We start from the raw sequence: 12,956 nt of genomic DNA, 5'->3' as shown, positions 1-12,956 counted from the left end.
AAGCGCTTGATCAATTCCCGGGATACACCCAGGGGTTGGGTTTGCAGTGGATGCCGTTGATGTCCAGGGACTTCGTCTGCTGCTGCATGATCGGGGCGAGCGCGCCCGCCGTCTGGCAGCTCACGTGTCCGTGGCCGAGCCGGTGGCCGACCTCGTGGTTGATCAGCATCTGGCGGTAGGCGAACATCTGGTCCGCGCCGAAGGTCGCCGAGCCCTGCGCCCAGCGGTACGCGTTGATCATCACGCGGTCGGTCGACGCGGAGTCGCAGGAGACGTTGTCGATGGTGGTGTCGAGTCCGGACTTCTTGCACCAGACCCCGGTGGTCCCGGGGCTCGCGAGGGTGATCACGAAATCGGCCTCGCCGCCCGGCACCCGCTCGAAGGTCTTCGTACCGCCGTGGCCCCAGCTCCGGTCGTCGTTCAGCGTGCGCTGCACGGCCTCGGCGAACAGCTGCGCGTCGAGGCCGAGCCCCTGCTCCACGTCGACGCGGTAGCGGACCACCTTCCCCTTGCCGGGCGCCTTCGCCACACCGGGCACGGTGTCGAAGGCGCCGGGGCCGCGCAGCTTCTCGTCGATCGGGAACTGCTGCGCCATCTTCTGGTCGTACGAGAGCTCCGGCGCGGCCTGGAGCGCCGCGGAGGCGTCCGGGGTGGGCCGGTCGTCGGAGCGGGAGGCGGCGTTGCCCTGGGCGGTGTGGCTGTTGCCGTCGTCGGCGGCGCGCAGGGTGTTCTTGCCACTGTCGCTCTCGGAGGCCGCCTGGCCCGCGACGATGACGGCGAGCGCGACGGTGACCGCCGCGGCGGCCATCCCGGCGTACGTACGGCCCTTGCCGCCGCGCCCGGCCGCCGACGGCGCCTCCTGAGCCTCCCGCGCCTCTTCGGCGGGGGTGACGACCGGCGCGCGCGGCGCGGGGATCCGGCGGTACGCGCCGCTGGTGGTGAAGGGGTCCTCGGGGAAGACGTCCCCGGCGAAGGCGTCCTCGGGAAAGACGTCCGCGGCGACCGGGACCCCGCGGAAGGAGCCCGTCGTGGCGAAGACGTCCTCGTGGACCGGGACGATCCTGCGGTGCGAACCCGTCGCGGTCATCGGCGAGTCCGCGCCGCCCCGCGGGAAGCCGGCCGCGGGGGTGCCGTGACTCGAGGTGTCGTAGACCGGGGTGCCATGACCCGGGGTGCCGTAGACCGGGATGCCACGGCCCGACGTGTCGTAGACCGGGATGCCACGGCCCGAAGTGTCGTAGACCGGGGTGCCGTGACCCGGAGTTTCGTAGACCGGGATGCCGTGACCCGAGGTGTCGAAGACCGGGATGCCGTGACCCGAGGTGTCATAGACCGGGGTGCCGTGACCCGGAGTTTCGTGGACCGGCATGCCATGACTCGAAGTGTCATAGACCGGCATGCCATGACCCGAAGTGTCGTAGACCGGCATGCCATGACCCGAAGTGTCATAGACCGGCATGCCATGACCCGAGGTGTCGTAGACCGGCGTGCCGTGACCCGGCGTGCCGTGGTCCGTGGCCGGCGGGCGGGTGCGCGGGGCGCCGCGCCAGTCCCCGTAGGTCACACCGGTACCGGAGGTCGTGCCCCAGGCTCCGCCGGGCTCGTGCTGTTCGGGGTGGCCGCCGCGCGCGCCGGACACCGGCTCGCGGCGCGTCGGGGCCGCCTGCCCGCGGGGGGCGGCGGCCGGTTCGGCCCACCCGGCCGGGGCCGGGGCGGCGGCCCGGGCGCCGGCCTGTTCGGCCGGCTGCGGATGGCCTGAGCCGGGGCCGGGAGCCCGGCCGGGCTCCTTGCGACTATGTCGTCCCACGTCGTCAGCCCTTGCCGTCCTCGTCGGTTTTCTCGGTGTGCGCGGCGTGCGCGGTGCGCCCCGCCACGGCCGCGTCCGCCGCGCCCGGGTCCGGCTCGGCGCCGCGCCCGTCGGCGGAGGCGTCCAGCAGCTCCCGGAACGCGGCCGCGACCACGTCGGGGTACTCCATCATCGCCACGTGTCCGGCCTCCGGCAGGGACAGCAGCCGCGAACCCCGGTAGGCCGCGGCGGCCTTGCGCGCCATACGGTACGAGACGAGCTGGTCCCGGCCACCGTAGACCAACAGGGTCGGCGCGAGTACCCGCTGCGCCTGGCGCCACAGTCCGTGCTGCCCACCGAGGGTGTACGCGTCGACGATGCCGCGCGAGGAACGCGTCATCGCGTCCCAGAAGTACGGCAGCGCGAGCCGGCGTTCCATTTCCTCGACGGCCGCCTCGAACACCTCGGGCTTCACCCGTGAGGGGTCCCCGTACAACAGGTCCGTCAGCCCCCGGGTGCGCCGCTCGGCGCTCAGATCGCGGGTGAGCCGGTCGAGGAGCCCGGCCATGCCGGGTACGGCGAGCAGCGCGGTCGGCACCGCCGACTTCTGCACGCGCAGTTCGGGCAGGGCCGGGGAGACCAGCGTCAACGTGCGCACCAGGTCGGGCCGGACGGCCGCGACCCGGGTGGAGACGGCCCCGCCGAGGGAGTTCCCGAACAGGTGCACCGGTCCGCGTCCGGCGGCGTCGAGGTGGCGGATGACGGCGCGCGCGAGTCCGGTGACGGAGTAGTCCCGGTCGGCGGGCGGCGGGGACCAGCCGAAGCCGGGCAGGTCCAGGGCCTCGCCGTCGACGGAATCGGCCAGCCGCGCCATGAGCGCGGACCAGTTCTGCGAGGACCCGCCGAGCCCGTGGACGAACAGCGCTGCCGGCAGGCCGGCACGGAGCGCGGGGCGTACCCGTACGTTCATTTCCAGCCCGGGCAGCCGGTCGGTGCGCAGCTGCTCCCCCTCGGCCAGTCGCACGGCTCCCACCTGGGAGGACTGGCCGGAAGACGAGGGGTCGGCGGACCGCACACCCGGCAGCTCGGTCGAAGACATGGGGCAATGTTACGAGACGATCACGCGACTCCTCTTGTGTTCGCGGTCACAGACGCTTGCGGAACCGCCTAGCGGGGTATGCGCGATCCTCCTAGGCTCGTAAGTGGAAAGTGGAAAGGGGTGCTCCATGACTGTCGACCCTGCGGAACCGGACACCTTCCAGTCAGAGCTCGGGGAAACCCTCGATGTGGAAGCCCCCGAGGCGGACGCGGCGGAGCAGCACGCGGAGTTGACTCCGGTCGAGGACGATCCGCTCACCCCCGTGGGCCAGCGCGAAGCCTCCGACGGTGACGCCGCCGAGCAGACCCGGGTGGTGACCCTGGACGAGGACGATTACCGCTGAGCCAGCGCTGACCAGCATCTCCAAGGGGTAACCGGCGGTCCGTACCGCGAGAAAACTCGGCTTGAACCCTCCAGATTCGGTTACCGAAAAGTACGATGGCCGCGCGACGCAAGGCGCACTGTGTTCTAAAGAAAGTGGGAGGCGGCGTGACAGCCATCGAGCAGACCGAGGCAGCGCGTCCGCGGGGCACGCGACTTCCGCGCCGGGCCCGGCGCAACCAGCTCCTGGGCGCCGCCCAGGAGGTCTTCGTCGCGCAGGGTTATCACGCGGCGGCCATGGACGACATCGCGGAGCGTGCCGGAGTCAGCAAGCCGGTGCTCTACCAGCACTTCCCCGGCAAGCTCGACCTCTACCTGGCGCTCCTGGACCAGCACTGCGAGGCCCTGTTGCTCGCCGTGCGCACCGCGCTCGCGTCGACGAACGACAACAAGATGCGCGTCGCCGCGACGATGGACGCCTACTTCGCGTACGTCGAGGACGAGGGCGGCGCCTTCCGGCTCGTCTTCGAGTCGGACCTGACCAACGAGCCGGCGGTGCGCGAGCGCGTCGACCGCGTCTCGCTGCAGTGCGCCGAGGCCATCTCGGAGGTCATCGCCGAGGACACCGGCCTGTCGAAGGACGAGTCGATGCTGCTGGCCGTGGGCCTGGGCGGAGTCTCCCAGGTCGTGGCCCGGTACTGGCTCTCCAGCGAGAGCCCGGTCGCCCGGGACACCGCGGTGGGGCTGCTGACCTCGCTGGCCTGGCGCGGAATCGCCGGCTTCCCGCTGCACCCGACGGACGTCTGAGCTGCGCCGGCCCGGCATTCCGGGCCGGCCGCGGCGGCCCCCACCGGTCTGACCGGCGGCTGTTCGCTGCGAGCGTTTTCGCCGCGCGGCGGACAGGTCCCCTCTCCGGGCTAATGTGGACCGGGTAACGGCGCGGCTGATCGCGCGAACCGGACCGTCGGAGGGACAAGGCCGTGGAGGTCAAGATCGGCGTGCAGCACGCACCCCGGGAGATCGTGCTCGAGAGCGACCTGAGTGCCGAGGAGCTGGAGAGCATCGTCACCGCCGCCCTGTCCGGCTCGGCGCCGCTGCTGAGCCTCACGGACATCAAGGGCCGCAAGGTCCTGGTGCCGTCCGAGCGCCTGTCGTACGTCGACCTGGGCGAGCCCAGCGTGCGCAAGGTCGGCTTCGGCGCGCTCTGAGCCGAGCGGCTCCGAGAAGCATCCCGAAGTACCCGGCAGCACCCGGAAGTACCGAGAACGGCCCGGCGGACCACTCCGCCGGGCCGTTTCCGTTTCCTCCGCTTCGGGTAGGACCGGAGTAAGACACGCTGCCCGTTCGCCCCGGTACGTCCGTCGTCTGAGAGGAACCCCCATGCTGCTGATCGAGTCGCTCGGCTCCGCTCTCCTGGGCCTCGCCCTGGCCGGGGCGGCCGTCCTTGCGCTCGGCCCGCGGCTGCCCTCCTCGCGGGTGGTGCTGGTGAGCGGAGTGGCGGGCGCCCTCTTCGGGGCCTATCTGACGCACACCGCGCTGGGCCCCGGGCACAACAACCTGTTCGCGACGTTCCTCGGTGGCGCGCTGGTCTCGGCGGTGGTCCTGTCCCTGCTGCTGCGGCCCGCGGGCCGGACTGCGAGGCCGTCCGTCCGGACTCCGTTTTCGGTTCCGACGAGGGGCTAGACGGCCCCACTGAACCGTGACGCCCACTGGCCCATGACGTCGGCCCCCGCGCGGAGCTTCCGCGCGGGGGCCGAGGTGCGTCTGCCGGTACGGCCGGCAGGGGGCCGGGGCTACGCCGCCAGGCCCAGGGCCGCCATGCGCTTGGTGTGCGCCTTGGTGATCCGGGTGAACATCTCGCCGACGGCCGCCAGGTCGAAGCCGGCCGCCATCCCGTCGACGCCGCCGACCAGCATGGTGGAGAGCGCGTCGCGCTCGGCGACCACGCGCTGGGCCTGCGACAGGGCCTCGCCCATCAGCCGGCGGGCCCACAGCGCGAGCCGGCCGCCGCAGCGCGGGTCGGCCTCGATGGCGGCGCGCACCTTCTCGACGGCGAAACCGCCGTGGCCGGTGTCGTCGAGCACGCTCACGACGAGGCCTCGGGTGTCGGTGTCGAGGTGGGTGGCCACCTCGCGGTAGAAGTCGCTGGCGATGGAGTCGCCGACGTACGCCTTGACCAGGCCTTCCAGCCAGTCCGACGGCGCGGTCTGGCGGTGGAAGTCGTCGACGCCCTTCGCGAAGGGCTCCATCGCGGCGGTGGCGTCCTCGTCGATCGCGGAGAGCCGGTCGCGCAGGCGCTCGAAGTGGTGGAACTCGGCGGAGGCCATCTTCGCGAGCTCGGCCTTGTCCCCGAGGGTGGGCGCGAGCTTGGCGTCCTCGGCGAGGCGTTCGAAGGCCGCGAGTTCGCCGTACGCGAGCGCCCCGAGCAGATCCACCACGGCGGCCCGGTACTGCGGCGAGGCGGAGGCCGTGGCCCAGTCCTGGGCGGCGATACCGGCTGCCTCGGCGGGGGCGCTTTCGTCGGCGGGCGATGCGTTTTCAACGGTCGACATGCACCGCACAATAGCTCGCCGAAAGGCACCGTGAACCACCTGCTCAGTCCACGTAAACGCGCCTACCTGGTGAATTCACCCGACACAGCTGCGCGATTCCGGGGTACAGTGGTAATGCGCCTGCCGAACACTCGGCGGGCCATCCGAATGAGGATGCCCGGTCGGTGGCCCGATCGGCTCCACCCGACCGCCCTCGGCGTGATGCGTACGTTCATACGTACCGCCTCCCACGAGGGGCCCCCTCAGCGGCATAAAGCGCCTGAGCGATGGCTAGTGGTCCCGCGCAGCTTCGTACGTACGTAGTAGTACTGCAAGCCCGGCACGGTACGACCCCCTTCGCCGCCTCGCGCCGCGTCTCACAGAAGAGGCAGCACCCTGACTACGTTCCGAGACCTCGGGATCTTTCCCGAGACGGCCGAAGCCCTTGAGGCCGTCGGCATTGTGTCCCCCTTCCCGATCCAGGAGATGACCCTCCCCGTCGCCATGTCCGGCACGGACGTCATCGGCCAGGCCAAGACCGGTACCGGCAAGACGCTCGGTTTCGGCCTCCCCCTGCTGGAGCGCGTCGTCGTCCCCGCGGACGTCGAGGCCGGCCGTTCCACGCCGGACCAGCTCACCGACGCCCCGCAGGCCCTCGTGGTGGTTCCTACCCGCGAGCTCTGCACCCAGGTCACCAACGACCTCCTCACCGCGGGCAAGGTCCGCAACGTCCGCGTCCTCGCCATATACGGCGGCCGCGCGTACGAGCCGCAGGTCGAGGCGCTCAAGAAGGGCGTCGACGTCATCGTCGGCACCCCGGGCCGCCTGCTCGACCTGGCCGGCCAGAAGAAGCTCGACCTCTCCAAGGTCAAGGCCCTCGTCCTCGACGAGGCCGACGAAATGCTCGACCTGGGCTTCCTGCCCGACGTCGAGCGGATCATGAGCTACCTGCCGGCCAAGCGTCAGACGATGCTGTTCTCGGCGACCATGCCGGGCGCGGTCATCGGACTGGCCCGCCGGTACATGACCCAGCCGACGCACATCCGCGCCGTCTCGGAGGACGGTGAGGGCGCGACCGTCGCCAACACCACGCAGCACGTCTTCCGTGCGCACAACATGGACAAGCCGGAGCTCGTCTCCCGCATCCTGCAGGCCGAGGGCCGCGGGCTCGCCATGATCTTCTGCCGCACCAAGCGCACGGCGGCCGACATCGCCGAGCAGCTCGAGAAGCGCGGCTTCGCCTCGGGCGCCGTCCACGGCGACCTGGGCCAGGGCGCCCGCGAGCAGGCGCTGCGCGCCTTCCGCAACGGCAAGGTCGACGTGCTGGTCTGCACCGACGTCGCCGCGCGCGGTATCGATGTCGAGGGTGTCACCCACGTCATCAACTACCAGACGCCTGAGGACGAGAAGACCTTCCTGCACCGTGTGGGCCGTACCGGCCGCGCGGGCAAGAAGGGCATCGCCGTCACCCTGGTCGACTGGGACGACATCCCGCGCTGGCAGCTGATCAACAAGGCGCTGGAGCTGGACTTCCACGACCCGGTGGAGACGTACTCCACGTCCCCGCACCTGTACGAGCAGATGAACATCCCGGCCGGCACCAAGGGCGTCCTGCCGCGCGCCGAGCGCACGCGGGCCGGTCTGAAGGCCGAGAACCTGGAAGACCTGGGCGAGACCGGCGGCCGCGGTGGCCGTGGCGGTCGCGACGCCGGCCGTGACGGTGGCCGTGAGCGTGGCCGCGACTCCGGTCGTGACGCCGGCCGTGGTGCCGCCGCCCCGGCCGTCGCCGAGGAGCGTCCCGCCCGTACGCCGCGTCAGCGCCGCCGTACCCGTGGTGGCTCGGACCAGGGCGCCGAGCTCCTGACCCCGGTGACCGCCGAGGTCACCCCGGTCGCCGAGGTCACCCCGGTCGCCGCCGCTCCGGCGGTCCAGGCTCCGGAGGCTGCGGCCGCCGACGAGGCGCGCAAGCCGCGCCGTCGCCGGACCCGGTCCGCCGCTCCGGCCGCCACCTTCGTCGCCCCGGCGGCGAAGCTGGAGCCCCTGGCCCCCTTCGTCAGGGAGCCGGAGCCGGACTTCCAGATCGCCCCGCCGTCCGAGCCGGTCCGGGAGCGCCGTACCAGCGCCCCCCGGAGCAGCGCGCCCCGCACCAGCGCCGCCCCGCGTGTCCGCGCCCCCCGCAAGGCCGCGGCCGCTCCGGCCGCCGCCCCGGTGGTCGAGGTCGTCGCGCAGGCCGCCGTGGTCGAGGCTCCGGTCGCTCCGGTCGTCGCCGCTGTCGCGGTCGCGGTCGAGGAAGCTCCGGTCAAGCCGAAGCGCACGCGGACCCGCAAGGTCGCCGCTGCCGCTCCGGCCGCCGAGGTCGTCGCCGAGGCCGCCGCTCCGGCTGCCGAGGAGGCCCCGGTCAAGCCGAAGCGCACCCGGACCCGCAAGGTCGCCGCCGTCGCCCCGGAGGCTCCGGCCGCCGAGGCCGCCGCTCCTGCCGCCGAGGAGGCTCCGGCCAAGCCGAAGCGCACCCGGACCCGCAAGGCCGTCGCCGCGGTGGAGACCCCGGAGGCGTAACGCCCTTCCGATGGCCCCGGTCCCCTTTCGAGGGGGCCGGGGCCATCGGCGTACCCGGGTCCGCGCGGTGCTGCCGTACGGGCGTACGGGCCGGTAACCTCGGGCCATGAGCAAGCCGCCGACCCTCGCGCTCCCGCCCGCAGCCCGTGCGTACCGCCTGGCCACGGGCCGTGGTGAGTTCGCCGTGCACGAGGCCGTGCCCGCCGGGCCGGCCCGCGGCACCGCGCTGCTGGTGCCCGGCTACACCGGCAGCAAGGAGGACTTCATCGGCCTCCTCGGGCCGCTGGCCGCCGCCGGATACCGGGTGGTCGCCGTCGACGGCCGCGGGCAGCACGAGAGCGGCGGCCCGCGCACGCAGGCCCCGTACACCCTGGCGGAACTGGCGCGGGACGTCCTCGCGCAGACCGCCGCCCTGGACGCGGCCGGTCCGGTGCACCTGCTCGGGCATTCGCTGGGCGGGCTGATCGTCCGGGCGGCCGTGGTCCGCGACCCGGCCCCGTACGCCAGCCTCACGCTGCTGAGCAGCGGCCCGGGCGCGGTCTGCGCGGACCAGCAGGGCCGTACGAAGCTGCTGATCTCGGCGCTGGAGGCGATGGGCGACGACATGCCCGGCATCTGGGCGGCCATGCGCGCCATGGATCCGCGCGACGCGCCGCCCGAGGACCCCGCCCTGGCGGCCTTCCTGCGCGCGCGCTGGCTCGGGACCGTCCCCGAGCAGCTGATGGTCACCGGCCGGGCGCTGATCGAGGAGCCGGACCGGATCGACGAGCTCGTCGCCGCGGCGCCGGGGCTGGCCACGCTGGTGCTGTCCGGGGAGTCGGACCCGGTGTGGCCGGTGTCGGAGATGGACGCGATGGCGCGTCGGCTGGGCGCGGCGCGGGTGGTGGTCCCGGGGACGGAACACTCTCCGAACGCGGAGGATCCGGCGGCCGTGGCGGCCGCGCTGGCGGCGTTCTGGGCCTCCGATACCCGTTAGTAGTTAGACAAGGAAAAAATTTCCTTAGCGTAGGGAATGTTTGCGGCTTACACTTCGTTAACCCTGTACAAGGAAAAACACTGACGAAGGGAGAAGCCCCATGCGCTTCGAGATTCTGCGCCTGGACGACGTCGACGGATCTGCCGTGGACAGCACCGTCGTGGACGCGGCCTCCGTCAACCGGATCGTGCAGCAGGCCGCGGCCGTAGGCCAGCGCATCCTGATCCGACCGGCTGAGACCGTGTCCAACTGACCGCGTCCACCTATTCGCCGAACGCCCCCGCACCGATCCCGGTGCGGGGGCGTTCGCATGCGCGGGGGTCGGCGCTACGCGCTCTCGATCACCTGGAGCACGCCGTTGATGATCTGCTGGACGGCGATCGCGGACAGCATCATGCCCGCCAGGCGCGTCACGAGGACCACGCCGCCGTCCTTGATCACGCGGATGATGACGAGCGAGTAGCGCATCACCACCCACAGCACGACGTGCATCGCGACGATCGCGGCCCAGACCGAGAACTGACCGGTGACCCCGTCGGCCTTCTGCACCGCCAGGATCACCGAGACGATCGCGCCGGGTCCGGCGAGCAGCGGCATCCCGAGCGGGACGAGCGCGACGTTCACGTCCTTGGTCTGCTTCGGCTCGTCGGTCTTGCCGGTGAGCAGGTCGAGCGCGATGAGCAGGAGCAGCAGCCCGCCCGCGATCATCAGGGCCGGCACGGAGACGTGCAGGTAGTCGAGGATCTGCTGGCCGCAGATGCCGAAGACGGCGATGACGCCGAAGGCGACGCAGACGGCCTGCCAGGCCATGCGGCGCTGCACCTTGGCGGGGCGGCCGGAGGTCAGCGCGAGGAAGATGGGCGTGATCCCCGGGGGGTCCATAATCACAAAAAGCGTGAGAAAGAGGGATCCGAAGACGGCGAAATCGAGCACAGTGATGCCTTGCAGGAGAGGGGTGTATCAAAAAGAGGAAGTGGAGCGGGAGGGGCGGCGGCAGTGGTCAGCCGCGCGGGCGTCCACCGGCGCCGGGGACCGGGAACGCCCCGGTGGCACGGCGGGTGATCTCGCCGTAGATCTCGGGGTCGGTTGTGTACTCCCCGAGGCGGCAGGTCTTGCGGCTGCCGTGGTAATCGCTGGACCCGGTGGTCAGCAGACCGAGATCGGCGGCCAGGCCGCGCAGGCGCGCGCGGGTGGCGTCGTCGTGGTCCATGTGGTCGACCTCGATGCCGTCGAGGCCGGCCGAGGCGAGGGCGGCTATCGCGCTCTCGGGCACGCAGGTGCCGCGCTTGACGGCGGCGGGGTGGGCGAAGACGGTGACCCCGCCGGCCGCCTTGACCAGGCGGATCGCGTCGAAGGGGTCGAGCTCGTGCTTCTCGGCGTACGCGCGGCCGCCGTCGGCGAGCCAGTGCGGGGTGAACGCGTCCGACACGGTGGGTACGACACCCAGCTCGACGAGGGCCGCGGCGACGTGCGGACGGCCCACGGAGCCCGCACCGGCGATCCGGTCCACCTGCTCCCAGGTGATGTCCACGCCGAGGTCCCGCAGCTTGCCGACCATGGCCTGCGCGCGCGGGGTGCGGTCGTCGCGTACGAGCTCCCGCTCACGGGAGAGCTCGGGCTCCTCCGGATCGAAGAGGTACGCCAGCATGTGCATGCCGATGCCGTCGAGACGGCAGCTCAGCTCCGCGCCGGTCACCAGGGTCAGCCCCTCGGGCAGCGCATTGATGGCCTCGCGGTATCCGGCCACGGTGTCGTGGTCGGTCAGCGCCACCACGTCGAGCCCCGCACCGGCGGCATTGCGCACCAGCTCGGCGGGGGTGTCCGTACCGTCCGAGGCCGTGGAGTGGGCGTGCAGATCGATGCGCACAGCCGAACTCCAGGGTTCACACGCGGACGGGGGACACTCCAGGATAGCGTCCGCTTTTCCCCTCTTGACGCGCCGGGGCGCGGGCCCGCGTCGTCCGGTAGGTCAGGAAATAATGCGGGGGCTCAAGGCTCCGCAGGGCAGCAGCTCGACCTCGGATCCCGCGTCGCGCAGGTCGGTCAGCACCAGCTCGTCGTACATCAGCAGGCCCGACTGCTCCGGCCAGACGATCGCCCACAGCCACAGCCCGCGCGCCTCGCCCGCGAAGACGGCCCGGTCGTCGGGGACGCCGGTGACGTGCCAGAGCGGTGTCGGGCGCCCGGCGGCGACCACCTTGGCGTGCGGCGGGGCGGAGACGTTCATGAAGGGGCCCGGGTCGGGTGCGTCGAGGCCGGCGAACCGCGCGCCCAGGCCGACGCCCAGTTCCTCGGCGATCAGCAGCAGCTCACCGAGACCGCCGAGCGGACCGGGACCGGAGCAGGCCACGGCCGTGGCCCGGCCGCCACTGCGGTCGTCACCGGCGGAGGCGATCCCGGTGAAGAGCCAGCCGACGGGCAGCGGCCAGGGCATCCACACCGGCACCTGCGCCCGGTGCACCACCACGCCGAGGCCTTCGACGCTCGGCGGGATCACGGGCTGCAGTGGATGGACGGTGCCGTGCACCGTGCACTGCCAGGAGTCGGCGAAAAGACCGGGCGCCCTGACCCGGCCACCACACTTCGGGCAACTCGGTTCGCCCCTCATAAGAAGCCACGCTCCTCCCCGCCACGCGCCCCGTCAAGACGTGGTCACCCGTCCGGGCGGCCGGGCGGCGGCCGGATGCTCAGTCCAGTGCGACTGCCGTACGCAGAGGGTCCCGCAGATCCGTGCCGCGCGCGAGCCAGCGTTCCTGGAGGGCGGCCGCGCCGTGGACGCGCTTCCACGCCGCCTCGTTCGCCGTCATCGGCAGGAGGGGGAAGAAGGAGACGGGGTCCATCGGGTCGTCCAGGACCAGGTCCTCCACCAGACCGCCGGGCTCCGCCACGAGCACCGAGGTGAACGGGGCCCCGTCCCAGAGGGGTTCGCCCACGTCCAGTGAGGCGCCGGGCGCCACGACGAGTCCTTCCACCTGGGGCGACGCCGCCAGCACGGCCAGCGGCCGCAGCAGCTTGTCGGTGGGCGCGAGCCCGCCCCGTACGGTCAGTACGAGCTCCGCGCGCGGGCCGCGGACCGGGTCGGCGACCACCGTCGTGGGGTCGGTCATGGGCTGGGCGGACATGCCGAGGGTCGCGTACCGCACGAGGTCGCCCTCGGTGAAGCGGAGGATCTCGAACCGGTCGGTGCCCAGGAAGGTGACGGCGGCGCGGGCGTCGGGTTCGCCGAGGGCGGCGCGCAGCCGGGCTTCCACAAGGGCCAGAATTTCTGCCATGGAGCGAGCATAGAACTCGTATCAGCCGGGTAAAGAGCGGCTCTTGACCATCCGTCGGCTGATATCGTTGACCGCTGGTCGGGGACGCTCTCAGAAGAGAAGTTTCAGTGCCCCGGCGACAGGACGTCCCCTACGGGGGACCGGCCGGAGGAGGTGGGGCTGCGGTGCATCGAAGTCGATCGCACAGTACGTGCGGTACCTCTCGCTCTTCCACTTCGCCGACGGGCGCGCCGCGCCCCCTTTGACCTGCGCGTCTTCGAAACACGCGCCGGATCGGTCGAAGAGCGACGGAAGAACTGTGTCCTCCCGTCCTGATCCTTCCGCCTGCCCGCCCGGCCTGCCGACCGCGGTGAGCGCGTCATCCGGAAGGACCTCCCACCCGTACGGTCCGCAGCCGTGCGCGCGAAGGAGCCTG

14 protein-coding genes are annotated in these 12,956 nt (G+C 72.0%); 7 read left to right on the top strand and 7 right to left on the bottom strand.

The annotated features are described in order from the left end of the window. Positions 1–10: 10 nt before the first annotated feature. Positions 11–1,807: a DUF3152 domain-containing protein gene (locus OG435_RS29570; RefSeq protein ID WP_430625709.1), complete on the bottom strand. Its 1,797-nt coding sequence runs from the start codon at positions 1,805–1,807 to the stop codon at positions 11–13. Between the two features lie 4 nt (positions 1,808–1,811). Beyond that, positions 1,812–2,885 carry an alpha/beta fold hydrolase gene (locus tag OG435_RS29565; RefSeq protein WP_266880973.1) on the bottom strand — a complete coding sequence of 358 codons (1,074 nt, stop codon included), beginning with the start codon at positions 2,883–2,885 and terminating at the stop codon, positions 1,812–1,814. A 127-nt stretch (positions 2,886–3,012) separates the two neighbouring features. On the opposite strand from OG435_RS29565, the gene OG435_RS29560 reads away from it, so the two are divergent. From OG435_RS29560 to OG435_RS29545, 4 genes are all read left to right on the top strand, one after another. Continuing rightward, a complete protein-coding gene (locus tag OG435_RS29560; RefSeq protein WP_266880972.1) occupies positions 3,013–3,228 on the top strand; it encodes a hypothetical protein in 216 nt (71 codons plus the stop codon). A gap of 146 nt (positions 3,229–3,374) precedes the next feature. Next, positions 3,375–4,013, top strand: coding sequence for a TetR/AcrR family transcriptional regulator (locus tag OG435_RS29555; RefSeq protein WP_266880971.1), 639 nt, complete (start codon positions 3,375–3,377; stop codon positions 4,011–4,013). Between the two features lie 173 nt (positions 4,014–4,186). Further along, complete coding sequence (locus tag OG435_RS29550; protein ID WP_250741766.1) at positions 4,187–4,414, top strand: DUF3107 domain-containing protein; 228 nt, start codon at positions 4,187–4,189, stop codon at positions 4,412–4,414. Between the two features lie 172 nt (positions 4,415–4,586). Then, positions 4,587–4,889, top strand: coding sequence for a hypothetical protein (locus tag OG435_RS29545; protein WP_266880970.1), 303 nt, complete (start codon positions 4,587–4,589; stop codon positions 4,887–4,889). 110 nt (positions 4,890–4,999) lie between these two features. Here OG435_RS29545 and OG435_RS29540 read toward each other — a convergent pair whose 3' ends face one another. Continuing rightward, on the bottom strand, positions 5,000–5,758 hold the full coding sequence (locus OG435_RS29540; protein ID WP_266880969.1) for a ferritin-like fold-containing protein: 759 nt from the start codon (positions 5,756–5,758) through the stop codon (positions 5,000–5,002). Between the two features lie 465 nt (positions 5,759–6,223). Here OG435_RS29540 and OG435_RS29535 point away from each other — a divergent pair, with 465 nt between their 5' ends. From OG435_RS29535 to OG435_RS29525, 3 genes are all read left to right on the top strand, one after another. Then, positions 6,224–8,293, top strand: coding sequence for a DEAD/DEAH box helicase (locus tag OG435_RS29535; RefSeq protein WP_266880968.1), 2,070 nt, complete (start codon positions 6,224–6,226; stop codon positions 8,291–8,293). 106 nt (positions 8,294–8,399) lie between these two features. Continuing rightward, complete coding sequence (locus OG435_RS29530; RefSeq protein WP_266880967.1) at positions 8,400–9,269, top strand: alpha/beta fold hydrolase; 870 nt, start codon at positions 8,400–8,402, stop codon at positions 9,267–9,269. 100 nt (positions 9,270–9,369) lie between these two features. Beyond that, entirely contained in the window at positions 9,370–9,522 is a 153-nt protein-coding gene (locus OG435_RS29525; RefSeq protein WP_243335969.1) for a hypothetical protein, read from the top strand. Positions 9,523–9,596: 74 nt separating this feature from the next. Here the strand turns inward: OG435_RS29525 and OG435_RS29520 are convergent, their stop codons facing one another. From OG435_RS29520 to OG435_RS29505, 4 genes are all read right to left on the bottom strand, one after another. Then, a complete protein-coding gene (locus tag OG435_RS29520) occupies positions 9,597–10,202 on the bottom strand; it encodes a MarC family protein (RefSeq protein ID WP_266880966.1) in 606 nt (201 codons plus the stop codon). A gap of 67 nt (positions 10,203–10,269) precedes the next feature. Then, a complete protein-coding gene (locus OG435_RS29515; RefSeq protein WP_266880965.1) occupies positions 10,270–11,136 on the bottom strand; it encodes a PHP domain-containing protein in 867 nt (288 codons plus the stop codon). Positions 11,137–11,238: 102 nt separating this feature from the next. Beyond that, on the bottom strand, positions 11,239–11,877 hold the full coding sequence (locus OG435_RS29510; RefSeq protein ID WP_266880964.1) for a DUF6758 family protein: 639 nt from the start codon (positions 11,875–11,877) through the stop codon (positions 11,239–11,241). Between the two features lie 79 nt (positions 11,878–11,956). After that, a complete protein-coding gene (locus OG435_RS29505; protein ID WP_266880963.1) occupies positions 11,957–12,541 on the bottom strand; it encodes a suppressor of fused domain protein in 585 nt (194 codons plus the stop codon). Positions 12,542–12,956 lie beyond the last annotated feature (415 nt).

This window comes from Streptomyces sp. NBC_01264, assembly GCF_026340675.1.
In the GTDB taxonomy this organism is placed as follows: domain Bacteria; phylum Actinomycetota; class Actinomycetes; order Streptomycetales; family Streptomycetaceae; genus Streptomyces.
The sequence above is the reverse complement of the archived record's forward strand: the minus strand, read 5'-3'. Positions and strand labels throughout refer to the sequence as shown.

Coding starts and splice junctions, on each gene's coding strand:
- OG435_RS29565 (WP_266880973.1), bottom strand. CDS start 2,885: ATGTCTTCGACCGAGCTGCCGGGTGTGCGGTCCGCCGACCCCTCGTCT.
- OG435_RS29560 (WP_266880972.1), top strand. CDS start 3,013: ATGACTGTCGACCCTGCGGAACCGGACACCTTCCAGTCAGAGCTCGGG.
- OG435_RS29545 (WP_266880970.1), top strand. CDS start 4,587: ATGCTGCTGATCGAGTCGCTCGGCTCCGCTCTCCTGGGCCTCGCCCTG.
- OG435_RS29540 (WP_266880969.1), bottom strand. CDS start 5,758: ATGTCGACCGTTGAAAACGCATCGCCCGCCGACGAAAGCGCCCCCGCC.
- OG435_RS29535 (WP_266880968.1), top strand. CDS start 6,224: ATGACCCTCCCCGTCGCCATGTCCGGCACGGACGTCATCGGCCAGGCC.
- OG435_RS29530 (WP_266880967.1), top strand. CDS start 8,400: ATGAGCAAGCCGCCGACCCTCGCGCTCCCGCCCGCAGCCCGTGCGTAC.
- OG435_RS29525 (WP_243335969.1), top strand. CDS start 9,370: ATGCGCTTCGAGATTCTGCGCCTGGACGACGTCGACGGATCTGCCGTG.
- OG435_RS29510 (WP_266880964.1), bottom strand. CDS start 11,877: ATGAGGGGCGAACCGAGTTGCCCGAAGTGTGGTGGCCGGGTCAGGGCG.
- OG435_RS29505 (WP_266880963.1), bottom strand. CDS start 12,541: ATGGCAGAAATTCTGGCCCTTGTGGAAGCCCGGCTGCGCGCCGCCCTC.